Annotated in this window: 19 protein-coding genes; 6 read left to right on the top strand and 13 right to left on the bottom strand. The window is 47.0% G+C overall.

All coding sequences use genetic code 11. From position 1 onward, the window contains the following. Position 1: 1 nt before the first annotated feature. The 13 genes from choW to MSG33_RS02385 all read right to left on the bottom strand — a co-directional run bounded on the left by choW (position 2) and on the right by MSG33_RS02385 (position 16,515). Positions 2–844, bottom strand: a complete 843-nt coding sequence (gene choW, locus MSG33_RS02445) for a choline ABC transporter permease subunit (RefSeq protein WP_005392552.1) — start codon at positions 842–844, stop codon at positions 2–4. A 78-nt stretch (positions 845–922) separates the two neighbouring features. Further along, positions 923–1,861 carry a choline ABC transporter substrate-binding protein gene (locus MSG33_RS02440; RefSeq protein WP_005392553.1) on the bottom strand — a complete coding sequence of 313 codons (939 nt, stop codon included), beginning with the start codon at positions 1,859–1,861 and terminating at the stop codon, positions 923–925. 38 nt (positions 1,862–1,899) lie between these two features. Further along, positions 1,900–3,615 carry a choline dehydrogenase gene (betA, locus tag MSG33_RS02435; protein ID WP_248379725.1) on the bottom strand — a complete coding sequence of 572 codons (1,716 nt, stop codon included), beginning with the start codon at positions 3,613–3,615 and terminating at the stop codon, positions 1,900–1,902. 180 nt (positions 3,616–3,795) lie between these two features. Further along, positions 3,796–5,256 (bottom strand): betaine-aldehyde dehydrogenase, encoded by a 1,461-nt coding sequence (gene betB, locus MSG33_RS02430; RefSeq protein ID WP_248379723.1) that lies wholly within the window; start codon positions 5,254–5,256, stop codon positions 3,796–3,798. 18 nt (positions 5,257–5,274) lie between these two features. Beyond that, the gene (gene betI / locus MSG33_RS02425) at positions 5,275–5,874 is read right to left on the bottom strand and encodes a transcriptional regulator BetI (RefSeq protein WP_005392557.1); all 600 of its coding nucleotides are present in this window, start codon (positions 5,872–5,874) and stop codon (positions 5,275–5,277) included. A 525-nt stretch (positions 5,875–6,399) separates the two neighbouring features. Beyond that, on the bottom strand, positions 6,400–8,448 hold the full coding sequence (locus MSG33_RS02420) for a tetratricopeptide repeat-containing diguanylate cyclase (protein ID WP_248379721.1): 2,049 nt from the start codon (positions 8,446–8,448) through the stop codon (positions 6,400–6,402). Between the two features lie 429 nt (positions 8,449–8,877). Further along, positions 8,878–9,636 (bottom strand): SDR family oxidoreductase, encoded by a 759-nt coding sequence (locus MSG33_RS02415; protein WP_006741033.1) that lies wholly within the window; start codon positions 9,634–9,636, stop codon positions 8,878–8,880. 9 nt (positions 9,637–9,645) lie between these two features. Further along, positions 9,646–10,542, bottom strand: a complete 897-nt coding sequence (mmsB, locus tag MSG33_RS02410) for a 3-hydroxyisobutyrate dehydrogenase (RefSeq protein ID WP_248379719.1) — start codon at positions 10,540–10,542, stop codon at positions 9,646–9,648. Positions 10,543–10,560: 18 nt separating this feature from the next. Beyond that, positions 10,561–11,691: an enoyl-CoA hydratase/isomerase family protein gene (locus MSG33_RS02405; RefSeq protein ID WP_124007777.1), complete on the bottom strand. Its 1,131-nt coding sequence runs from the start codon at positions 11,689–11,691 to the stop codon at positions 10,561–10,563. A gap of 10 nt (positions 11,692–11,701) precedes the next feature. Then, positions 11,702–12,478 (bottom strand): enoyl-CoA hydratase, encoded by a 777-nt coding sequence (locus MSG33_RS02400; protein ID WP_065645868.1) that lies wholly within the window; start codon positions 12,476–12,478, stop codon positions 11,702–11,704. Between the two features lie 49 nt (positions 12,479–12,527). Then, positions 12,528–13,682, bottom strand: coding sequence for an acyl-CoA dehydrogenase family protein (locus MSG33_RS02395; protein WP_005373226.1), 1,155 nt, complete (start codon positions 13,680–13,682; stop codon positions 12,528–12,530). Positions 13,683–13,772: 90 nt separating this feature from the next. Next, on the bottom strand, positions 13,773–15,266 hold the full coding sequence (locus tag MSG33_RS02390; protein WP_029798081.1) for a CoA-acylating methylmalonate-semialdehyde dehydrogenase: 1,494 nt from the start codon (positions 15,264–15,266) through the stop codon (positions 13,773–13,775). 70 nt (positions 15,267–15,336) lie between these two features. After that, positions 15,337–16,515, bottom strand: a complete 1,179-nt coding sequence (locus tag MSG33_RS02385) for a thiolase family protein (RefSeq protein WP_248379717.1) — start codon at positions 16,513–16,515, stop codon at positions 15,337–15,339. A 209-nt stretch (positions 16,516–16,724) separates the two neighbouring features. Between MSG33_RS02385 and MSG33_RS02380 the strand changes: the two genes are divergently transcribed. From MSG33_RS02380 to MSG33_RS02355, 6 genes are all read left to right on the top strand, one after another. Next, a complete protein-coding gene (locus MSG33_RS02380; protein ID WP_005373242.1) occupies positions 16,725–17,111 on the top strand; it encodes a MerR family DNA-binding transcriptional regulator in 387 nt (128 codons plus the stop codon). Positions 17,112–17,156: 45 nt separating this feature from the next. Next, positions 17,157–18,326: an isovaleryl-CoA dehydrogenase gene (locus MSG33_RS02375; protein WP_031427942.1), complete on the top strand. Its 1,170-nt coding sequence runs from the start codon at positions 17,157–17,159 to the stop codon at positions 18,324–18,326. A 113-nt stretch (positions 18,327–18,439) separates the two neighbouring features. After that, on the top strand, positions 18,440–20,047 hold the full coding sequence (locus tag MSG33_RS02370; protein WP_248379715.1) for a carboxyl transferase domain-containing protein: 1,608 nt from the start codon (positions 18,440–18,442) through the stop codon (positions 20,045–20,047). Between the two features lie 107 nt (positions 20,048–20,154). Next, positions 20,155–20,937 carry an enoyl-CoA hydratase-related protein gene (locus MSG33_RS02365; RefSeq protein ID WP_248379714.1) on the top strand — a complete coding sequence of 261 codons (783 nt, stop codon included), beginning with the start codon at positions 20,155–20,157 and terminating at the stop codon, positions 20,935–20,937. Continuing rightward, positions 20,930–22,978: an acetyl/propionyl/methylcrotonyl-CoA carboxylase subunit alpha gene (locus MSG33_RS02360; RefSeq protein WP_248379713.1), complete on the top strand. Its 2,049-nt coding sequence runs from the start codon at positions 20,930–20,932 to the stop codon at positions 22,976–22,978. The genes MSG33_RS02365 and MSG33_RS02360 overlap by 8 nt, the downstream gene beginning before the upstream one ends. Next, positions 22,959–23,861, top strand: a complete 903-nt coding sequence (locus tag MSG33_RS02355) for a hydroxymethylglutaryl-CoA lyase (protein ID WP_248379712.1) — start codon at positions 22,959–22,961, stop codon at positions 23,859–23,861. The genes MSG33_RS02360 and MSG33_RS02355 overlap by 20 nt, the downstream gene beginning before the upstream one ends. Positions 23,862–23,920: the final 59 nt, after the last annotated feature.

Below are 23,920 nucleotides of genomic sequence, written 5' to 3'. Positions count from 1 at the left end.
ATTAAGCCTCCTTCTGGTTTGGTGCTTTACACAAGCGGTCAAGAATGATGGCGACGAGTACAATCGCTAAACCCGCTTCAAAACCTTGCGAGATGTTTACGGTATTCAGTGCACGTACGACTGGCTTACCAAGTCCATCAGCACCAACAAGTGCCGCAATGACCACCATAGAGAGAGACAACATAATACATTGCGTAACACCGGCCATAATACTTGGTAATGCCGCAGGTAATTCCACCTTAAACAATAACTTCATGCGGCTTGCACCAAATGCTTTGCCCGCTTCAAGTAACTCCTCCGGCACTTTAATAATACCGAGGTACGTCAATCGAATTGGCGCAGCGATAGCGAAAATGATGGTCGAGATTAGGCCAGGGACAATACCTAAGCCAAACAGAACCAAGGTTGGAATTAGGTAAACGAATGTCGGTACGGTCTGCATCAAATCGAGGATTGGTCGCAACAAGGTGTATAACCAAGGACGGTGTGCCGCCATAATGCCCAACGGCACGCCAATTAATACGGAAATCGTTGTCGCTGCAAACACAAGGACAAAGGTTTCCAGCATTTCTTGCCAGTAACCAAGGTTGAGAATTGCGAGCAAGGCCAACACGATGAATACAACAAGCGGAATGCTGCGGTGTAAGAACCAAGCAATTGCCGCCGTCATAATGATTGGCGCTGCAGGTGGCATCCATTTAAAAATGTCCACCACGAAAAGAATGATCGTTTCAAGTGTAATAGAGATTGCATCGAAGAAACCCGATGCATTGATGGTTAACCAATCGACGCCAGTTTCCATCCATTGGCCCAACGGTAGTTTGTTGTCCGTAATAAAATTCAAAATAAAACCTTTGTGTTAATGAAGCGGGCATGACTGCCCACTTTCTTTTTCAAAAAAACGCGCTTAAAAACTGCTTAATTAAGCGTTAGTTTTTAAATAGTTTGTAATTGCTGTTACTGCGTCTTGACCATCCACCGTCTTAACGCCTTCTAGCCACGCTTCAATTTGTTCTTGGTTTGCGTTCAACCATGCTTGCGCTGCTTTCGACGGTTTCTGCTTCTGGTTGAGAATCGCTTCCATCAATTCGTTTTCCATTTCTAGGTTGAATTCTAGGTTTTTCACTAGCTGACCTACATTTGGACACTCAGCAAGGTAGTTTTTACGTACGTTTGTGTAGACATTCGCGCCGCCGTAGTTAGGGCCGAAGAAGTCGTCACCACCCGCTAGGTATTCCATTTCAACGTTGCTGTTCATTGGGTGCGGGGCCCAACCTAGGTACACAATCCATTGGTTGCGGCGCGCAGCACGTGATACTTGAGACACCATGCCAGCTTCACTGGATTCGACTAGGCTGAAGTCTTTTAGGCCGAATGCGTTGCTATCAATCATTGACTGAATTAAGCGGTTACCATCGTTACCTGGTTCAATGCCGTAAATGCGGTCTTTAAATTTGTCGGCATGTTTTACTAGATCAGCGAAGTTGGTCACGCCTGCGTCATAAACGTATTTTGGAACCGCGAGTGTGTATTTTGCGCCGACGAGGTTCGCTCGTACGGTTTCAACGGTACCTGCATCACGGTATTTCGCGATGTCACCTTCCATCGTTGGCATCCAGTTACCTAGGAAAATGTCGATATCGCCATTGGCCATAGAAGAGTAAGTAACAGGTACCGATAGTAGATCGGTCTTCGTTTTGTACCCCAACCCTTTTAGCAGCTCAGATGTCACGGCGGTGGTCGCCGTAATGTCGGTCCAACCTACATCTGCAAAACGTACCGTTTCACATTGGTTGGCATAAGCGCCTGTTGCTAAAGTACTTAGTGCGATTGTTGAGAAGATTTTTGTCATCTTAGACATATTGAATTCCTTGTAATGATTACTGACTTTTTTCGTTTTTATGAGATCGAATCGAGATCTCTTTTTGGCGGATACATTCGTTGCATCTCTTGCCAGTTCGGTGCAATCCAAACTGGTGCGTTGTTCGACGTTTCCAGGACGTTATCCAAAATCATGTCCGCGGCACGTTCTGCCACCATAATAGTTGGCGCATTTAAATTACCGTTCGGAATGGTTGGGAAAATAGAAGAGTCCACCACACGCAAGCCTTGAATACCGCGTACTTGGCATCGCTCATTCAAAACCGCTAGTGGGTCATTGTCTGCGCCCATTTTGCAGGTACAAGATGGATGGTAAGCACTCTCGACATTCTGCTTCACCCATTCATCAATTTGTTCATCCGTTGTGATATTCAGACCCGGCTGGATCTCATCGCCACGAAACTCATCCATGGCTGGCTGATTGAGGATCTCGCGAGTAAGGCGAATACAATCACGCCAATCCTGCTTATCTTGTTCAGTGGAAATGTAGTTAAACTCAATCTTCGGCTTATCATTCGGATTCGCAGATACAACTTCGACCGAGCCGCGACTTTCGGGCTTGTTAGGTCCAACATGCACTTGGAAACCATGACCGTCAAAAGCAGCTTGTCCGTCATAACGCATTGCCGCTGGCAAAAAGTGATATTGAATATTTGGCCACTTTAGTCCCTCACGAGAACGGATAAACGCACATGATTCAAAGTGGTTAGTAGCCCCAAGGCCTTTGCGAGTTAATATCCATTCGGTACCAATCAAGCCCTTGCTCACCAAACCTAACTTGCTGTTGAGCGTGATAGGTTGTTTACAGTGATATTGGAAGTACACTTCTAAGTGATCTTGCAGGTTTTTACCTACCCCTTCCAACGGATGTTTCACCTCAATACCAGCTTTTTCTAATACTGCTTTAGGGCCAATGCCTGAAAGTTGTAGTAGCTGCACAGAACCTACCGAGCCAGCACTCGAAATCACTTCATGATTCGCAAAACATTGCTGAACTGAACCTGACTTTTCAAATTCAACACCAACCGCTTTCTTGCCTTCTGCATCAGTTTCTTCTAATAAAACTCGATGAACCGTCACCCTCTTCATTAGGGTGAAGTTTTTGCGTTTTTTGGCACGGCTTAAGTATGCGTTAGAGGTTGAAGCGCGTACGCCTTTGTCAACGGTCATATGCATTGGGCCAAAGCCTTCTTGCTGATAACCGTTGTAATCTTTTGTTTCTGGGTAGCCCGCTTCTTTGCCTGCATCAATAAAAGCTTGATACAGCGGATTGAGCTTCATATCGTTGCCATTACATGTGCCGACTGGACCGTTATCGCCTCGGTATTCATCAGCACCACCAATCCAAGACTCTGCCTTACGGAAATAAGGCAAACACGATTGATAATTCCAGCCTTTCGCGCCTTCCTCTTCCCACTGGTCAAAGTCACAAGCGTGTCCACGAACGTAAACCATGCCGTTGATAGACGAACTACCGCCAAGAACTTTCCCGCGAGGACAATGAAGTTGGCGACCATCCAACCCTTGCTCTTCAACCGTCTCAAACTGCCACGCGTATTTTTCAGTGTTCATCGGGTAAGAAAGCGCCGTCGGCATTTGGATAAAAATACTTTTATCCGACCCACCCGCTTCGAGTAATAGGACCGAATATTGACCACTTTCACTTAAGCGATCCGCTAACACACAGCCGGCCGAACCCGCACCGACGATGATATAATCGTAGTGTTGTTGCATTTGATTCTCCTAGGAGTTAATACCAATCACAGTAGATAAGTGAACGAAATTAGCGTAGGAAAAATGCTTGAGAACAAGGCGGAAATTTTCGATAAGTAGTTAGCCTACAATCAAAATTGACAACGCAGTTATCGAGCATTTTAACAAGCTAAAGTGGTCAGTTATCTACTACGATTGGTATCATTTGTAAGGGCTTTCGAAGTCGCTTAGCTGAACCAGAACACTCTTCGTTTGCGTGTAATGTTTAAGGGTTTCGACACCGTTTTCACGGCCAACACCTGATTGTTTGTAGCCACCAACTGGCATTTCCGCAGGTGAGTCACCCCATGTGTTCACCCAACAAATACCAGCTTGAATTTGATGAATCACGCGGTGAGCACGAGATAGGTTTTGAGTAAATACGCCTGCAGCCAAGCCATAATCGGTGTCATTTGCACGCGCAATCACTTCCGACTCATCGCGGAATTTCAGCACTGACATTACCGGACCAAAGATTTCTTGCTGAACGTGGCTCATGTCATCATCGCAATCGACAAATACGGTTGGAGCAACAAAGTTACCATTGGCTAAGCCATTCTCTGTTACTTTGTAGCCACCAGTCAGTAACGTCGCGCCACTCGCTTTCACGGCTTCAATCGCTCCTAGTACTTTCGATTCATGATCTTTAGAGATCAGCGCGCCAATTTGCGTGTTCTCATCAAGCGGATCGCCGACAACTAACAACTCAGTGCGAGCTTTAAGTTGTGCAATAAAGTCATCATAAATACCTTCATGAACAAACACGCGTGTACCGTGCGTACAAACTTCACCTTGCGTATAGAAGTTCGCCACCATGGCCGCAGAAACGGCATCGTTTAACTTTGCATCATCAAAAATAATCAGTGGAGACTTACCACCCAGCTCCATCGTTACTTGTTTTAGTGTCTTAGCGCTGTCACTCATGACGACTTTACCGGTGCCTGATTCGCCCGTGAACGATACTTTTGCGATGTCAGGATGCGCCGTTAGCATCTGCCCTACTCGGTAATCCCCTTGTACGACATTAAATACGCCATCTGGCATGCCCGCTTCTGAATAAATTTCTGCTAGCTTAAGCGCTGTTAATGGTGTTTCTTCTGATGGTTTGAAGATCATAGCGTTGCCCGCAGCCAGTGCTGGCGCCGATTTCCACATCGCAATTTGGATTGGATAATTCCAAGCGCCAATACCTGCGCAAATGCCCAATGGCTCGCGACGTGTGTAGAAAAACTGGTCTTCGCTGAGTGGCTGCTGCTCACCTTGCAAGCTTGGAGCAAGACCCGCATAGTACTCAAGAACATCGGCACCTGTTGTTATATCAACCGCGATAGCTTCTTGAATTGGCTTACCAGTATCTGCAACTTCTAATGAAGCAAGCTCGTCATTACGCTCACGTAAAATGGCAACGGCTTTGTGTAAAATACGGCTGCGCTCGATCGCAGTCATTGCTGACCATGCAGCAAAACCTTTCTTTGCCGACTCAATCGCCGCTTCGAGATCGTCTTGGTTCGCTTGTTTAATGTTGGCCAATGGCTCACCATTCGCCGGATTGTAAGTGGTGAAGTGCTCATCTGAACACCCGTTGTACATCGCACCATTGATATAGTGTGCTTTCATTTCCATTTTAAAGACCTGTGACTTTTATATTTTTTCAGAATAAAACGTAAGTTGTTTGTCGAGATAGTCGTTGATGATGATTCTCGCTCTTTCGGCATCAATACCTTGCGGGTTGAGCGTTCCGCGCAGCCAAATACCATCGATAAGTGACGCAATACCATGAGCAACCAGTTCGGCCTGCTCTGCATTTAATAATGCTTTGAGTTCTTTTCTTAGGTGGGACAATAAACGTCGTTCATTGACACGCTGCAAACGCTTAAGCTGCTCGTCATGCATTGAGTACGACCAAAACGCCAGCCAAGTCTTAGCAACTTGGTTTTCTGCCTGATAGCCGACAAAGTTACCGTCAATGATGGCATTAATTCTTTGGTGATGAGCATCACTTGGCAGCTCACGTAACTTCTGTGTGATAGTAGACGAAAGCTGACGCAAGATTTCGCGCATCGTTTCCTCCAGCAATCCGTGCTTACCACCGAAATAGTGGTTGATAATCCCCGTTGATACTCCGGCTTCTTTGCTGATTAACGAAATACTCGCAGCGTGTAAACCGACTCTATCAATCACTGACATTGTCGCTTTCACCAGCTGTGGTTTTCTGATTTCAGGCATCCCCACCTTTGGCATTTTGCGTCCTTGTTATTTTTAATTGAACGGTTAGTTAAATATAAAATGCCTGAAAATTAGTTCGAACTCAAATCATTTTTTAAGAAAAAGGTTATTAACAAAGGAAGGAAAGTTGATGGTGTACGCAAAATTTCTATGCGATAACTTGTCGTAAAAGTCAAAGATGCGTTTAAAAACCCAAATAAAAACACAAATAAACCAACAACTTATTGAATAATCATTTTTTAACACACCTTTCAGAGAATTGTTTTTCGTGCCACAAAAATCCACACCAGAAAAATTTTACATCGACCACTAATCATTTTACCTGTATCGGCTTTGTTTGTATAAAAAACAGACATACTCGTGTGTTATAGCTTCGTATACACAAGTGACATTAGTACTTTGAAAATGGGGGAGATAAAACGAGTAGAAAATACTGAACGCTATGAGTATGTAATTCGATACTCTTAAGCGATTTTGAAGTAATCAGTAGGAAGGATGAGTTCAGGCTCACCGTTTGATGAGCCTGCATTCTTGATTTTATTAGGTCAGCTTGCGCCCTTTCACGCAGTTACGTCCATCCGATTTAGCTTGATAAAGTAATTTATCTGCCTGATCACAGAGTGATTTAAAATTCATCTCGCTATCTTCTGTCGTAACAACACCAAAACTACAGGTCACTCTCACTTCTTCATTCTGTTCCGTGACGAACCCATGTAAGGATAAAGCGCTACGTAATCGTTCAGCGGTAATGAGAGAGTCTTCATGATCGGTATTGGGCATCACAACAACAAACTCCTCACCACCAAAGCGTGCAACAATGTCATTTTCACGCACCGTCTCTTCTAGCACTTTGGCAACACCTGTTAGTACGGCATCACCGAACACATGTCCATAGGTATCATTTACCTGTTTAAAATAATCTACATCGATTAGCGCTAAACTTACCGGCCCCGACTGCGGCTTCTTTGGCACCATTTTCTGTTTATCGAGCTTGCTATCCACCCATTTGTTTAAAGCTAGGTAGCCGTACTTAACTTGCTCGACTTGCTCAGACACAAAATGCTGCACCTTTTCTTGCTTAGATTGAGGCGTCGGCTTTTCTTTGCGTTCACGTTTCGTCTCTACGGGTTTAGTAAACCAATCTTCTAAAAAACGGCGATTGAATAACCCTGTCAACGTATCTGTCTTTGCTAGGCGGCGCATTCTTAAACGTGATCGATTCACAACAAGGAATACCACTGCCATCAAAAAGAGAACACCAATGAGTGCTAGTAGCGCTTCACCCAATAGATAAAAGGTACGACGGTTATTTTCCAGTTCCATACGCTGCAACACGTTGTTCCAGTTGAGATCTTCGTTCTCATATTCAAGTCTTTCTAGCTCAAACAGCGTCTGCTGACGCTCAAGATTTTCAACTTCTCTTTGGTTGCTAAATTGGATGAATTTATCGTGATAGTTGCCGTAAGTTTTATACGCTAATTCAAAGTCATTGCTTCCCGCGTAGGCCATGGCAGCCACTTTTAGTAGTTCCATTTGCTGTTGCTTAACATATCGGCTCTCGATAATTTCCGGCAACATAGGCGCGATCATCGCTAGAAGTGTCTCAAACTGCTTCTGTTCTAGCATATATTCGGCTTGCAACAGCTTAAATGTAGCTAAGTAGGCGCTAGAGGTTTCTCTATACTGTAAGTTCTCCGCCAACTTTAAGTGGCGAACCATCTTATTTTCTTGGTTCGTCTCACGGTATAACGCAGCAAGCTCGAGGTTAACTCGAAACCTAAAGCGCCCGTCACCAATGATTTGCGCGAGCTTTAGCGCTCTCTGATACGATACAATCGCCTCTTCGTATTGGAATTGTGCCTTATGAAGCTTTGCTATCGTTAAGACGCTCAGCAGCTCATTGAACGACATGCGTCTATCCCTAAAATAACGGTACGCTTGTTCCAACAATGCTTCTGAACGGTCATAGCCCTGAATTTTGACCAGTACGTCACCAAGCTCTAGCGCCGCCCGTTCGACCAATCCTTGAACGCCAGAGGACTCAGCCGCATCCATTGACGACATAATTGCGGCATAGGATTTTTTAAACTCGCCCTGCTCATCGTAGTAACGTCCTTTTAGCAACAGGATCTCCGACTCGAGCTGCTTATCGCCATTTTCACGCGATGTTTCCAACAAACTATCCAACGAAGAAAGCGCGGTATCGATATCGCTCTTTCCGACCATAGTTCGCATCTGAATCAACTTAAATAAGAGATACTCATGGCTTTGTGGACGCACAAGTTCCAACCCTTTTTGTGCGACGTTTTGGCTCTCTTCCGCGCGCCCAAGTAGCTCTAGAACCGTGGACTTTGCAAGCCAATAACGTACCAGTAGCTCTGTTGGTTGATTTTGTAGTAGAGAGTCTTCTTCTAACGCCTCAATCAAAGCCAAAGAGCTCTGAGGTAATGCGTAAATTTGATTTTCAATGCCTTCTAGCGACTGTAAAAACTTACCTTCTTGTTCAACCTTTTCTGCGGATGCCTGAATAGAAAGACACAGACACCCCAATAGTAGTGGCATCGTCCTAAGCGAATGAAATAGTGACATTATTGCTCTTCCCTAATGGGTAGTTACTTCAGTGTAATAGAGAATTCTGGTTATTTTATTATTAAGGTAGCTGAAGGTTATTCAGCCAGCCTCATATTCCCATGTATTTTGCGCTGAATAATAAATCACCATCTTTAGATGTCGAAATGGTTTTCGGTCACAATATAATCAATAAGAGTGTTTTTCATACCCCAAGAAGCAAAATCTCATCAATGAGACAAATAATTGTCTTGATTGTGAATTAATGTATTTACATAAAAATTAACACGAGAGCACTTATTCATACCAAAAATACAAAAGAGTTGTAAATGTAATCGGTACAGCAGCCGTTGCTAAAACATCCATTAAAAAATATCGATAGAAACAATATAAGAAAGGAGGAAGGAAGCGGACAATCAAGCTCGCTCCCCTTTTTAATATGAGGAGGGGCTACATTCGCATTCCGCCATCGACTTCGAATACTCTTCCAGTCACGAACTCATTGGTTAACACGTATTTGATGGTCGAAGAAATTTCATCAGCAAGACCTAAGCGTCCGACAGGAATCATTTTAACTAAACGCTCCATCGCTTCAGGTTTTATTTGGTCCGTCATGGCAGTCTTGATGACACCCGGAGCAATCGCTACTGAGCGAATTCCGAAACGCCCTAACTCTTTCGCCCACACCGTCGCCATGGTGGCTACCGCCGCTTTGGATGCAGAATAGTTAGTTTGACCAATATTCCCCGCACGCGCGACGCTAGATATGTTGATCAGAACGCCTTTGCTATCGGTGTTCAGCATTACCTTGCTCGCTTCGCGGCCACACAGAAAAGTACCTGTCACATTCACATCCATAACAGACTGAAATTGTTCCAGCGACATCGCGTTAACCTGACCATCTTTAACTTTGATGAACATGCCATCGCGCATAATGCCTGCGTTATTGATCACGCCATTGAGCTGTTTGAAATCCGCTTCAATTTGCTCAAAAGCAGCGCACACTTCTTGTTCTTCCGTCACGTTCGCTACATAAAAACGAGTGGTGACGCCGAAAGATTCACACTCCGCTTTCGTTTCAGCCAATTGGTCTGAATTGAGGTCGATAAGCGCAAGGTGAACACCGCTTTCCGCTAGCGACAGCGCCATTTGTTTACCAAGCCCCTGCCCGGCCCCCGTGATCGCAATAACCTTATTTGCTAGATCCATAAGCACTCCTTAGGCCTGATTTTGCTTTTGGTAGAACTCAAACAAGCTTGAAAAATCTTTTTGTCCGTTGCCCTGACCGTTGTGAAAATTAAACAGGTTACGAGCCAAGCTGCCCATTGGTGTTGATGTTTGACTGGTAACCGCCGCTTCCATCGCAAGACCGAGATCTTTCGCCATTAACTGACTCATAAAGCCGCCCTGATAACCATTGCTTGCAGGCGTGTTTTCCATCACACCTGGGCACGGGTTGTAAAGCTCTAGCGCCCAGTTACGGCCTGAACTTTGCAGCATGATGTCAGACAGCACTTTGGGATCGAGTCCGTTTTCCATACCTAAATTGAGTGCTTCACAAGTGCCGCTCATCAAAATGCCCAACATCATGTTATTGCAGATTTTCGCTACCTGACCAGCTCCGGCATCACCTGCATGGAAAATGTTTTTGCCCATGTGGCTAAGCAACACCTTGGCTTGAACAAAGTTCTCTTGTGAGCCGCCAACAATGAAAGTCAACGTACCTGCCGCTGCGCCCGCAACGCCACCAGATACCGGTGCATCAACAAAGCTAATGCCAAGCTGCAGCGCCTTTTCGCCAACCAAACGAGCGGTCGCTGGATCGATGGTCGAAGAGTCGATTAGCAGCGTTCCAGAATCTACGCTATCTAATATCCCGTCTTGACCAAGATAAACACTTTGAACGTGTTGGCTAGCAGGTAGCATGGTGACCACCACGCTCGCACCTTGAACGGCTTGTTTTACCGAATCTGCACTCGACGCGCCCAGTGCGGTAAGTTCCTCTACTGCGTTCGGGTTCAAATCAAACACTTCAACGTTTAAACCCGCTTTGAGTAGGTTCTTAGCCATAGGCGCACCCATGTTGCCAAGGCCAATAAATGCAATTTTATCCATGTCGTATTTCTTCCTTGTCTAAAGTGCCACAGTGGCAACCGAGGATGCGGTCAGTGGGTATTCTGCTGAATCAATTGGCGCGAAGAAGCGTTCCAAAACTTGTGGCGTTACGTCAGAAACCGTGCGATGTTGCCAAGTCGGTTGATTGGTTTTATCGATAATCAGCGCACGAACCCCTTCTCTAAAATCACCTTCTAAGCCGCAACGTAACGTCAGATTAAATTCCATATCAAAACACGCTTTCAAAGAGAGGTTTTGATACTGCGTTAGCTGCTGATAAGTGATATTGAGCGACAACGGACTGCCATAATTCAATGCTTTTTGCGCATTGATGAACCACTTATCATCAACGTCGGCACTGCTGATTGCGCGAACAATCGAATCTAAATCACCCGAACAAAGCTGCTCAATCAATCCCGCATATGGCATCAACATCCCTTCGCTTGGCTCGTCCACTTGTACCGAACGTAGCGTAGTGGCGATTTTTTCGTTGATGTTTGCTTCACCTTTCCAACTTACCGATGCGAGCAGATCCAACAGTGCTTGTTTGCTTTCTGGCTTTGCAATCCATTGGCTTAATCCCAACGCTTTCATGTCTGTCGCGTTGATTTGGCAAGCCGTCAAACTTAAGAAAAGTGCCAAATGTTTTGGCAGCTGATTTAGGAAGTACGTCGCGCCTACGTCTGGGTAAAGGCCGATTTTAATCTCTGGCATCGCAAAGCGTGTGGTGGTTTCTGCTACGCGATGACTTGCGCCCATAAATAAGCCCACACCGCCGCCCATCAGATAACCATGCCCCCACGCGATGATCGGTTTTGGATAAGTGTGAATAAGATGATCACAGCGATATTCGAGGTCAAAGAAGGTTTCCATCGCTGAAAACGCAGAATCAAAGTCTTGCTCTTTGTTTTCAAGTGCACGGTAAATCGCTTGAATGTCACCACCAGCACAAAACGCTTTTTCACCCTTGGCGTGCAAAAAGATCGCGACGACGCTGTCGTCCGTTTGCCATTCATTGAGCTGTTTGTACAACTTCTCAATCATTACGTAACTCAACGCGTTGAGAGCAGCTGGATTATCAAGCTCCAACACACCAATGACAGAGCCATCAGCGCACTCAAGTTTTGAAACATTTACTGTACCTGTCATTTGGCCTCCGCTAGCTGTTTGTCCATTGTGGCTTACGCTTTTGCAAGAAGGCGTTTACACCCTCAGTCTGATCTTGTGTATTGAACAGCTGTAAAAACAGTTCACGCTCCAAAACCAATCCAGAAGCGTGAGTTTGGCTGCGTCGACCTTGAATGAGCGTTTTGCACGCAGACACGGATTTCGGCGATTGGCCAGCAACGCGCTGTGCAAGTGCCATCGCAGCATCCAGTGCTTGGCCTTTCGCCACCACTTCTTCGACTAAACCAATTTTTTCCGCTCGCTCGGCCGTTACACGTTCACCACACAGGATCATACGCTTCGCCCAACCTTCACCTACCAACGCGGTCAGGTTTTGCGTCCCACCTGCGCAAGGCAACAAGCCGACCGATGCTTCCGGAAGTGCCATTTGTACTTGTTCTTCTACGATACGAATGTCACACGCCATCGCCACTTCCAGACCACCACCCATCGCATAGCCATTAACCGCTGCGATAGAAACCCCATCGAATGCAGACAGCGCTTCAAACGCTTCACCAAATGCGAACGCCATATCTGCTGCTTGTGATTTATCACCCGATGCAAAGTTGTTGAGATCCGCTCCAGCAGAAAAGAATTTCTCGCCTTCGCCCGTCAGTACCAACGCATAAATAGAGCGATCATTACTGAGTTCAATCGCCAACTCTTTGAGCTGATTTAGGGATTCAAGCGTCCAAGTGTTCGCTGGCGGATTACTAATCGTGAGTTTGGCGATATGCGCTTCGCGCTCCAATTTGATTTGTGCCGTCATAATCTTTCGGTCCTTTTTAATTTCTTTAGGTAAGGCTGTGTCTCGCTGACTAAAGCAGCTCAACGCCTTCCGTTAGTAATCGTCTTGCGACGATCAGACGCATGATTTCGTTGGTACCTTCAAGGATTTGGTGAACACGAACGTCTCGGAAATGGCGCTCGACTGGATATTCTTTGATGTAGCCATAGCCACCGTGAATTTGCAGCGCCTGATCGCAGACTTTAAAGCCCACATCAGTAGCAAAGCGTTTTGCCATGGCACAGTACGCACTTTTTTCTGCGTGCTGGGCATCGAGTTTAGCGGCAGCGAGTCGCACCATTTGACGCGCAGCGACCAGCTCAGTCGCCATATCAGCAAGCTTGAACTGCAACGCTTGAAATTGCGCCAGTGAACGGCCGAACTGTTTGCGTTCGTTCATGTATTGCTTGGCTTCGTTCAGTGCTTGTTGCGCAGTACCGACGGAACAAGTAGCGATATTGATTCGACCACCATCAAGGCCAAGCATGGCGAACTTAAAGCCTTCTCCCTCTTCACCCAACAGATAGTCAGCCGGAATACGAACATTTTCGAAGGTAATCATGCGAGTTGGCTGGCAGTTCCAACCCATTTTGGCTTCTTTTTTACCATAGCTAATGCCTTCGCAATCAGCAGGAACAACGAATGCAGAAACGCCACCCGCTCCTTCGCCGCACGAACGCGCCATCACGACAAGAACGTCCGTATCACCCGCACCAGAGATAAACACTTTTGCGCCATTCAGGACAAACTCATCGCCGTCACGCACTGCACTGGTCGTCAGTGAAGCGGCGTCAGAGCCTGCATTGGGTTCGGTTAAACAGTAGGAAGCGAGCTTTTCACCCGAAATTAGATCCGCGCTAAACTGCTGCGCCACTTCGGCTTTGGCAAAGCTGGTGATCATCCACGTCGCCATGTTGTGAATGGTCATAAACGCAGTAGTCGCGGTACAACCCATAGCCAACTGCTCGAAAATGATCGCCGCATCCAAACGAGACAATCCCAAACCACCATGCTCTGGCGGCGTATAGATGCTCAGAAAGCCAAGTTCACCTGCTTGACGCAGTACATCTTTAGGGAAATGATGGTTTTCATCCCACTCGGCCGCGTGCGGCGCTAACATTTGGTCTGCAAACTGCTTTGCTACTTCGGCAAACGCGAGTTGATCTTCGTTTAATTCAAAATCCATCTTGAAGTCCTAAGGTCTAATTCGTTGCACTTGAAGCCAAGCCATCTAAAGGTTTGAAAGGCTTGGCTAGAGGTATCGCTACTTCTGTGACTAGCTCAATTGAATGGTCATGTTTGGACCGCTTGGAATGTCATCTTCAAACCAACGCGCGGTGACAGTTTTCGTTTCGGTGTAGAAGCGAACCGCCTGTTTTCCATAAGCATGCAAATCGCCATAGAAGCTGCCTTTCCAACCCGTGAATGAGAAGAACGGCAACGGCACCGGAATCGGCACGTTGATGCCTACGTTACCCACTTCGATATTGTGTTGATACTTTCTCGCGGCAGCGCCGTTCGCCGTGAAAATAGACGTACCATTACCAAAGCGGTTTGCATTGATCAGTTCAATCGCTTCATCTAGGTCATCCACTTCCATAGTTAACAGTACAGGCCCGAAAATTTCTTCCTGATAAATCGACATGTCTGTGGTCACGTTGGTAAACAGTGTTGGCCCCACCCAGTTACCGTTCGGGAAGCCAGGTACTTGGCAATCTGTCCCATCCAGAACACAATTCGCGCCTGACGCTTTGCCTTCATTAATCAGATTCACCACTCGCTGCTTCGCTTGAGGGCTAATCAGTGGGCCATAACCTGCGGTTTCATCGTCCCACGCGCCAGGTTGAACCTGAGCTAACGCCTCTTTAAGCTCTGGAATCCATTCTTTGGTTTCGCCGACAAATACCGCCACCGAAATCGCCATACAGCGTTGGCCTGCGGCACCCACTGACGCGCCAACTAGGTTATTGATGACTTGCTGTTTGTTTGCATCTGGCATGATGACCATGTGATTCTTCGCACCCGCAAATGACTGCACGCGTTTTAAGTTGTCCGTACCCGTTTTGTAGATGTACTCACCAACTGGCACAGAACCAACAAAAGAGATCGCACGAACGACTGGATCAGTCAGAATGCGGTCGACTTGCTCTTTGGTGCCGTGGACAATTTGCAGCACGCCTTTTGGTGCGCCTGCTTGTTCAAACAGCTCCGCCAATTTCATTGCAGTCAGCGGAACTTGTTCCGACGGCTTCAAAATAAAGGTGTTGCCACAAGCGATCGCCATTGGGAACATCCATAGAGGGATCATAGCAGGGAAGTTAAACGGAGTAATACCCGCACAAACACCGAGCGGTTGAATGTAAGAGTAACCATCAATATTGGTTGCGACGTTTTCCACCGTTTCGCCCATCATTGAGCTACAAATGTTCGCCGCTTGTTCTACGACTTCAATCCCGCGCCAAATGTCACCCTTTGCATCCGCAAGAGTTTTGCCTGTCTCACTTGAAAGCAGTATCGCCAACTCATCGTGTTGCTCTTTTAGCAAGTGTTGGTAGCGTAGCATCAATCTCGCACGCTCCGGAGCGGCAACTTCTTTCCAACGCTTGAACGTTTCCGTTGCGCTAGCAATCGCCGCATTCATTTCTGATTCCGTGGCACAAGGTACTTGCGCAATCACTTCGTTGGTTGCCGGGTTAGTTACATCTAGCCATTGTTTTGAGTCGGAGATGGCAAATTCACCACCGATATACTGCTTTACTTGTTCTGTCATGATGACATCCTTGTATTTTTCAGCTTGTTACTGACTACTGTTATGTAAGTGAAACTTTGTTGAGAATGATTTAGCAGATTTCAATCGCGATGGCGGTTGCCTCGCCGCCACCAATACAAAGCGATGCAACGCCACGTTTACCGCCTGTTTGTTTAAGAGCGTGAATCAAAGTAACGAGGATTCGGTTACCACTTGCACCAATTGGGTGGCCTAAAGCACATGCACCGCCTCGAGGGTTTACTTTGCTCGCGTCCAGTTCGAGTGCTTTCACCGCGTATTGTGTCACGACGGCAAAGGCTTCATTGATTTCCCAAAGGTCCACGTCTAATTTGTCCCAGCCCGTTTTTTCCAGCAGCGTTTCAATCGCGAATACGGGTGCGATGGTGAACTCATCAGGCAGTCTTGCATGCGTGCTGTACGCGACAATTTTGGCTAGAGGTTGAAGGTTTTCCTGACGGCCAAATTCACTATCAACCAATACCATTGCCGATGCACCATCAGAAATAGAACTGGAATTTGCTGCCGTTACGCCGCCATCTTTGGCAAACGCAGGTCGTAAGGTGGGAATTTTAGTGACGTCGAGTTTGCTCGGTTGCTCATCGTCTACAACCAAGGTGTCACCACGTCGACTTTTTACGTTAACAGGCACGATCTCTTCTTTGAACAAACCTTGCTCAATCGCTTGCTGCGCACGAGTCAACGACTGCTGCGCCCAGATATCCATACTTTCACGGTTGAACTGATACTTTTGCGCGGTTTGTTCGGCAAAGACACCCATCAATTCGCCTTGGTAGGCATCCTGCAAACCGTCATAAAACATATGATCAAGCACTTGCTCATGGCCTAAGCGGAAACCATCACGCGCTTTCTTAAGTAGATAAGGAGAAGACGACATGTTTTCCATACCGCCAGCGATAACCGCGTGCGCGTTACCAGATTGAATAAGATCATGTGCCAGCATGACGGTTTTCATACCCGAACCACAGACTTTATTCAGTGTCGTACAACCGATCGATTGTGGCATTTCTGCTTTAAGACTTGCTTGTCTTGCTGGCGCTTGCCCCACGCCGGCGGGTAAAACGCATCCCATCAACACTTCGTCTATTTTTTGCACATCGAGTTGGCTTTCGGCTAGCGCCCCTTGAATGGCTTTCGCACCGAGTTCCGTGACATCTGTTGAAGCTAATGCACCTTGAAAAGAGCCGATAGGCGTTCGCTTGGCGGCAACAATCCATGTTTCATTTTTCATTCCATTAACCTTTTGTTGACGTTTACGTCATAACTATACTAACATTTACGTTAACGTCAAGTTTGCGGTTATTGTTTGTTCGAGTGATTCTTTTATTTCGAGTAAATGCGAGTGATATCAAGGCTCAAGAGTGGATGTTGTTTATTTACTTTAACGTTAACGAATTGTATATTCGTATGAATGTTATACGAAAGTCGTAAGGTTAAGGAATGAACACATTTAAGATCAGCGAGCTCGCGAAAGAGTTCGACATTACTACCCGAAGTATTCGCTTCTACGAAGATTTAGGTCTCCTAACTCCAGAACGTAAAGGCAACACTCGAATCTACAATGGTCGCGATCGAATTCGACTAAAACTGATTTTGCGAGGTAAGCGATTAGGCTTTTCTCTTGCAGATATCAAAGAGTTATTTGAACTCTACGATACCGATCAAAGTACTGAGCAGTTGAACTATATGATTCGGTTGATCGAAGAGAAGAAGGCAGCATTGCAACAGCAAGCAAACGACATTCAAGCGGTAATGATGGAGTTAAACGCGGCACAGTTGCGATGCCAAAACACACTGAGATCCATGAAAGGCGAAAAAGTCACCTAACACCTCAACTCTGGGATGTAGGTGACGTAAAGGCAAGGACACGCAATGAAATCTACCTACTCTTCCCTGAACTTTGTTTATGACGAAAATACCGATTTGCTTCGCGAGCAAATCAATAGTTTTGCTGCAAGAGAAATTGCGCCGCTAGCGCAATCTATCGACCAATCTAACGACTTTCCAAACCATCTTTGGTCCAAACTGGGTGACATGGGTCTTTTAGGTGTGACCACCAGCGAAGAGTTTGGTGGAGCAGGCATGGGTTATCTCGCCCACGTTATCGCTATGGAAGAAATCAGTCGAGCATCCGCTTCGGTTGCGTTAAGTTACGGTGCTCACTCCAATCTTTGTGTCAACCAAATCCACCGCAACGGCACACAAGCGCAAAAAGAGAAATACCTACCTAAGCTCATCTCTGGCGAACATATTGGTGCACTAGCAATGAGTGAGCCCGGAGCAGGTTCTGATGTAGTCTCTATGCAACTTAAAGCGGAACGTAAAGGCGATATATTCCTGCTAAATGGCAACAAAATGTGGATCACTAACGGCCCTGATGCACACACCTATGTTGTCTACGCCAAAACCGACCCAAGCCAGCACTCCAAAGGCATCACGGCATTTATTGTAGAACGCGGCTTTCCTGGATTCACTCAAGCACAAAAACTCGACAAGTTGGGTATGCGCGGCTCGAATACGTGTGAGCTGGTCTTCCAAAACTGTGAAGTCCCTGCGGAAAATATTCTCGGCGAAGAAAACCAAGGTGTGAAAGTATTGATGAGCGGCCTCGACTACGAACGCGTGGTACTTGCCGGTGGCCCGCTTGGCATCATGCAGGCCTGCATGGACATCGTTGTGCCTTACATTCACGACCGCAAACAGTTTGGCAAATCCATCGGTGAATTCCAGCTAGTTCAAGCAAAAACCGCTGATATGTACACGCAAATGAACGCCGCTAAAGCGTATGTTTACGCCGTTGCTGCTGCTTGTGATCGCGGTGAAACCACACGTAAAGATTCTGCTGGTGCGATCCTCTACAGCGCAGAACTGGCAACCAAAATGGCATTAGATGCCATTCAGCTACTCGGTGGTAACGGCTATATCAATGAGTTTGATACCGGTCGTTTACTTCGTGATGCCAAGCTGTATGAAATCGGAGCCGGCACTTCAGAAATTCGCCGCATGCTTATTGGTCGCGAATTGTTTAACGAAAGCGCCTAATAATCAGCCCAGGCGTTCTGACTAAAAAACATTTTCTTAATCAACCCAAATCTTATTCAACCTAAATAAAGACGGGTGTTCTCACCCGTTTACCGAATGGAGATCGGCTATTTATGGCTTGTTTGACGACCAATATTAATACCCATTCAGAGCAGTATCAGGAAAACTACCGATCTATGGCGTCTCTTGTGGATCAACTCTATACCGTGACCGCGCAAATCGAAGATGGTGGCGGCGAGAAAGCAAGAGAGCATCAGCAGAAGAAAGGCAAACTTCCGGTTCGTGAGCGTATTCTTGCCCTACTCGACCCTGGCTCATCCTTTTTAGAAGTCGGTCAGTTTGCTGGCTGGGATGTGTATCCAGATTACGTTCCATGCGCTGGCGTGGTTGCTGGCGTGGGTGTAATAGACGGCACCGAGTGTATGATCGTTGCCAACGACGTGACGGTAAAAGGCGGTAGTTACTACCCGCTCACGGTTAAAAAGCACTTACGCGCACAGGAAATCGCAGAGAAGTGTCAGTTGCCTTGTGTTTACTTGGTCGACTCTGGCGGTGCTAACCTACCCCGCCAAGATGAAGTATTTCCAGACAAAGACCATTTTGGCCGTATTTTCTATAACCAAGCTCGAATGTCAGCCAAGGGTATCCCGCAAATTGCGGTGGTCATGGGGCTATGTACCGCTGGCGGTGCTTACGTTCCTGCCATGTGTGACGTTTCCATCATAGTCAAAGAACAAGGTACGATCTTCTTAGCTGGCCCTCCTCTGGTAAAAGCAGCAACAGGCGAAGAAGTCAGCGCGGAAGATCTTGGTGGCGCAGACGTTCACTGCCGTACGTCTGGCGTAGCCGATTACTATGCTGAAAATGATCACCACGCGTTAGAACTGGCAAGACAAGCAGTCTCTCAAATCAACCACTTGAAACCCGTCCAACTCAAGCAAAAAGCGCCACAGGAACCACGCTTTACTGCGCAAGAGCTGTACGGCATCGTCGGAACCGATCTTAAAAAGCCGTTTGATGTCAAAGAGGTCATTGCCCGAATTGTTGATGATTCACAATTTGATGAATTTAAAGCCTTGTTCGGTGAAACCTTGGTCTGTGGTTTTGCCCATATTCACGGAATGCCGATTGGCATTGTCGCTAACAACGGCATTCTATTCTCGGAATCGGCGCAGAAAGGTGCGCATTTTATTGAGCTGTGCGCACAGCGCAAAATTCCTCTGCTATTTTTGCAGAACATCACTGGCTTTATGGTCGGCCAGAAGTACGAAGCCGAAGGCATCGCCAAGCATGGCGCGAAAATGGTGACCGCTGTTGCGTGTGCAGACGTACCGAAGTTTACCGTGGTTATAGGTGGATCGTATGGTGCAGGTAACTACGGTATGTGTGGCCGAGCTTATGACCCAACCATGATGTGGATGTGGCCAAACGCACGCATCTCCGTAATGGGTGGAGAGCAAGCGGCTGGCGTGATGGCGCAAGTGACCCGCGATATCAAAACGCGCAAAGGTGAAAGCTGGAGCGTAGAGGAAGAAGAAGCGTTCAAACGTCCAATTGCGGAGCAATATCAAGTCCAAAGCCATGCGTATTACGCCAGTGCTCGTTTGTGGGACGACGGCATTATTGACCCTGCGAAAACCCGTGATGTTGTGGGTATTGCTCTGTCTGCTGCGCTTAATGCACCAATACCAGACAGCAAATTTGGCATCTTCCGTATGTAGTCAGATGCAAGGCAAGCCTTAACTCCTCGCTATCCACCGATGTTTATCCGAGTACTGGTTAGCGAGTATTGGAATATCAGACTGAAATGTCAGACAAAGGAAGTCACATGACCGGACTACTGCTTGAAAAAGAGAGCAATGGCGTTGCCTGGTTGAGCCTGAATCGGCCAGAGAAAAACAACGCGTTTAATGACGAATTGATTGCCTCACTGATTGAGACACTAGAACAACTCGAAAAGGAAGATTCTCTCCGTGCACTGGTGTTAACTGCACAGGGAAAACACTTTTCTGCGGGTGCGGATCTTGGCTGGATGCAGTCAATGGCCACCAAAACCGAGAGTGAAAACCTGCAAGATGCACAGCAACTAGCAAAACTTTTGCATACGCTGGATACCTTTAGCAAACCGACTATTGCTATGGTGCATGGCGCTGCATTTGGCGGCGCACTTGGGCTTATCTGCTGCTGCGATATCGCTATTGGTACACCTGAAAGCCGCTTCTGTTTGAGTGAAGTAAAGCTCGGTTTATTACCCGCTACCATCGGACCTTACGTAATCCGAGCGATTGGACAACGACAAAGCCGACGCTACTTTTTAACCGCCGAACTGATTGATGCCGAGACTGCGCTTTCGATGAACATTCTTCATCAGATCAACTCTCAGCCAAGAGAAGCCGTCAACCGTATCATTGGTCACCTGCTTAACAACGGTCCACAAGCCATGCAGGCAGCAAAAGCACTTTGTTTACGTTGTGATAACCAACCTATCGATCACTCATTAATTGAATACACTAGCCAAGCCATAGCAACCGCCCGCGTGTCCAGCGAAGGACAAGAAGGACTAGCTGCATTTTTTGAAAAGCGCGCCGCCAATTGGAGGAATCATGTTTAAAAGAATACTGATCGCAAACCGCGGTGAAATTGCTTGCCGAATCATTAAAACCGCAAAAAGCATGGCCATCGAAACCCTTGCCGTCTATTCCGAAGCGGATCGCAGCAGCTTACATGTTAAACAAGCAGATTTCGCTGAATTTATCGGCCCTGCTCCGGCGAGTGAGTCGTATCTTGATATCGATGCGATTATCGGCGCTGCGAAAAAATGGCAAGCCGATGCTATCCACCCTGGGTATGGTTTTCTTTCCGAGAATCCGAAACTAGCCAAAGCGTGCAGCGAAAATGGCCTCGTCTTTATTGGCCCTTCCACCAGCGCAATTGAGGCAATGGGTTCTAAATCTCAAGCCAAGGCAATCATGTCAGAGGCGAACGTGCCCTTGGTTCCCGGCTATCACGGCACAGACAACAGCGTTGAGCACTTATTGGCTGAAGCAGAGAAAATCGGTTATCCAGTGATGCTCAAAGCAACCCAAGGGGGCGGCGGTAAAGGCATGCGAGTGGTCAACAGCGCCGCCGAAATGCCCTTGGCCATCGACGGTGCGCAGCGTGAAGCGCTTTCAAGCTTTGGCGATAAGCAGCTTCTAATCGAAAAATGCATATTGCAGCCTCGCCACGTTGAAGTTCAGGTATTTGCTGACCAACATGGCAACTGTGTTTACCTGTCTGACCGCGACTGTTCCATTCAGCGTCGTCACCAAAAAGTAGTCGAAGAAGCGCCTGCTCCCGGTCTTAGTGATGAACTGCGTAAACAAATGGGTAAAGCCGCGGTTCAGGCCGCTCAAGCGATCGACTATGTTGGCGCTGGCACGGTTGAATTCTTGCTCGATAGCCGCGGTGAGTTCTACTTTATGGAGATGAATACCCGTCTGCAAGTTGAACACCCTGTCACCGAGTTGATCACTGGCGTTGATTTGGTTGAATGGCAATTCAAAATCGCAGCTGGTGAGTGTTTACCGATCTCGCAATCCGAAATCACTCATAACGGCCATTCAATCGAGCTGCGAATTTACGCCGAAGACGCAGACAACGACTTTATGCCGTCAACTGGCCGCATTGATTACTTGCATGAGCCCACTTCAGACAGCAATGTCCGCTTAGCGTGCGTGCGCGTTGATAGTGGTGTTACCCAAGGCGATACCATCAGCGAATACTACGATCCGATGATCAGCAAACTGATCGTCTGGGGGCAAACTCGTGATATCGCCCTAAAGCAGCTTAAACAGGCGTTAACTCAATATCACGTGCGTGGAGTCACGACAAACATTGGTTACCTGCACAGCATTATTTCACAGCCAGCCTTTGCCAATATCGAACTTGATACCGACTTCTTGGTTAAACACCAGCAAGGCATCAGCGCGCAACAAAATGTGTCGGATTCTATCTGGCTAACGTTGGCAGCGGTTGCTCGCTGGAATGCTCTCACTGCTAAATCAGGCAGCTCAACGTTACCCGCGCCAACCAAACAGGGTTTTAGACTGTCGGTTGCCAACGTTTATCGATTTAACTTCACGGATGCCAATGCCAACCATCAGGTACGTTTGCAACAATCATCGCAAGATACAGGATCTCACTTCACTGTCCGATGCGGCGAGGAGTTGCATCAAGTCATCCTGCTTGAAAGTGAGAGCCAGTTTATCGTCGATATCGATAGTGTGCGTTACACCTTTAATGCGCTCAACGACGAGCAAAAGACGACGCTGTTTTATCTTGGTCAGCAACGTACCTTTGCTCACCAACCAAGTTTTGAATCCGCAAAAGGTCAAGACGATGAACTTAGCCCAACCGCGCCACTGAACGGTGTGATCTCGGCGGTCATGGTGAATAAGGGAGACGAAGTAGCGGCTGGCGATCCGCTGTTAGTGCTCGAAGCGATGAAGATGGAGTACACCATCACAGCTCCGGTAGCTGCAACTGTTGATGAGATTTTTTATCAGCATGGAGACCAAGTACAGCATGGTTCGATACTGCTGCATTTAGCTTCGATACCCGAAAATGTCTCTGTCGATAAGGAGCGTGAGTATGCTACCAGCGAAGGTTAATATCGTCGAAGTTGGTGCTCGCGACGGCCTGCAAAATGAAACGTCAGTGACGCTGGTTGATAAAATCCGTTTGATTAATCTGCTGAGCAACAGTGGCTTAAAGCACATTGAAGCAGGCTCTTTTGTCTCTCCAAAGTGGGTACCACAAATGGCCGATTCCGATCAGGTGTTTGCTGGTATCACGCAAAAGCCTGACGTGGTTTACAGCGCGCTCACACCAAATCTCGCAGGATTAGAGCGTGCGCTGGAAAGTGGTGTAAAGCAAATTGCGGTGTTTGGCTCCGCTTCAGAAGCGTTCAGCCAGAAGAACATTAACTGCAGCATTGCCGAAAGCCTCTCTCGTTTTGAGCCCGTTATCGAACTAGCGAACCAGCACAACATACCTGTGCGCGGGTACTTGTCTTGCACTATGGTTTGTCCCTACGAGGGAGAAATAAAACCAGAGCAAACCACCGCGGTAGCGAATGCGCTGTTTGATATGGGATGTTATGAAATTTCGCTCGGTGACACGGTCGGTAAAGCAACGCCTAATCGCGTTATCGCCATGCTGGATTCGCTGTTAACGCAACTGCCAAAAGACGCGCTCGCGGTACATTTTCATGACACCTATGGACAAGCTTTGGCCAATATTTACCAAGCCTTGTTAATGGGCATCAACACCATTGATAGTGCGGTTGCTGGTTTGGGCGGCTGCCCTTACGCGAAAGGTGCCAGTGGCAATGTTGCAACGGAAGATGTGCTTTATCTTTGTGAGCAACTTGGGATTGAAACGGAGATTGATCTCAACATCATCAATGAAGCGGGTTGGCAAATTTGCCATGCATTAGGTAAACGTCCGTCTTCCAAAGTAGCACTCGCTTTGGGTGACCCAAACAGCTTGTAAATTGCTCAACCCACGATACACAACTACAAACGAGCATGTTTAATAACGTGCTCGTTTTT

This window comes from Vibrio sp. 1CM7H (assembly GCF_023161645.1).
GTDB lineage: Bacteria > Pseudomonadota > Gammaproteobacteria > Enterobacterales > Vibrionaceae > Vibrio > Vibrio diabolicus.
This window is presented reverse-complemented; position numbering and strand designations above follow the sequence as displayed.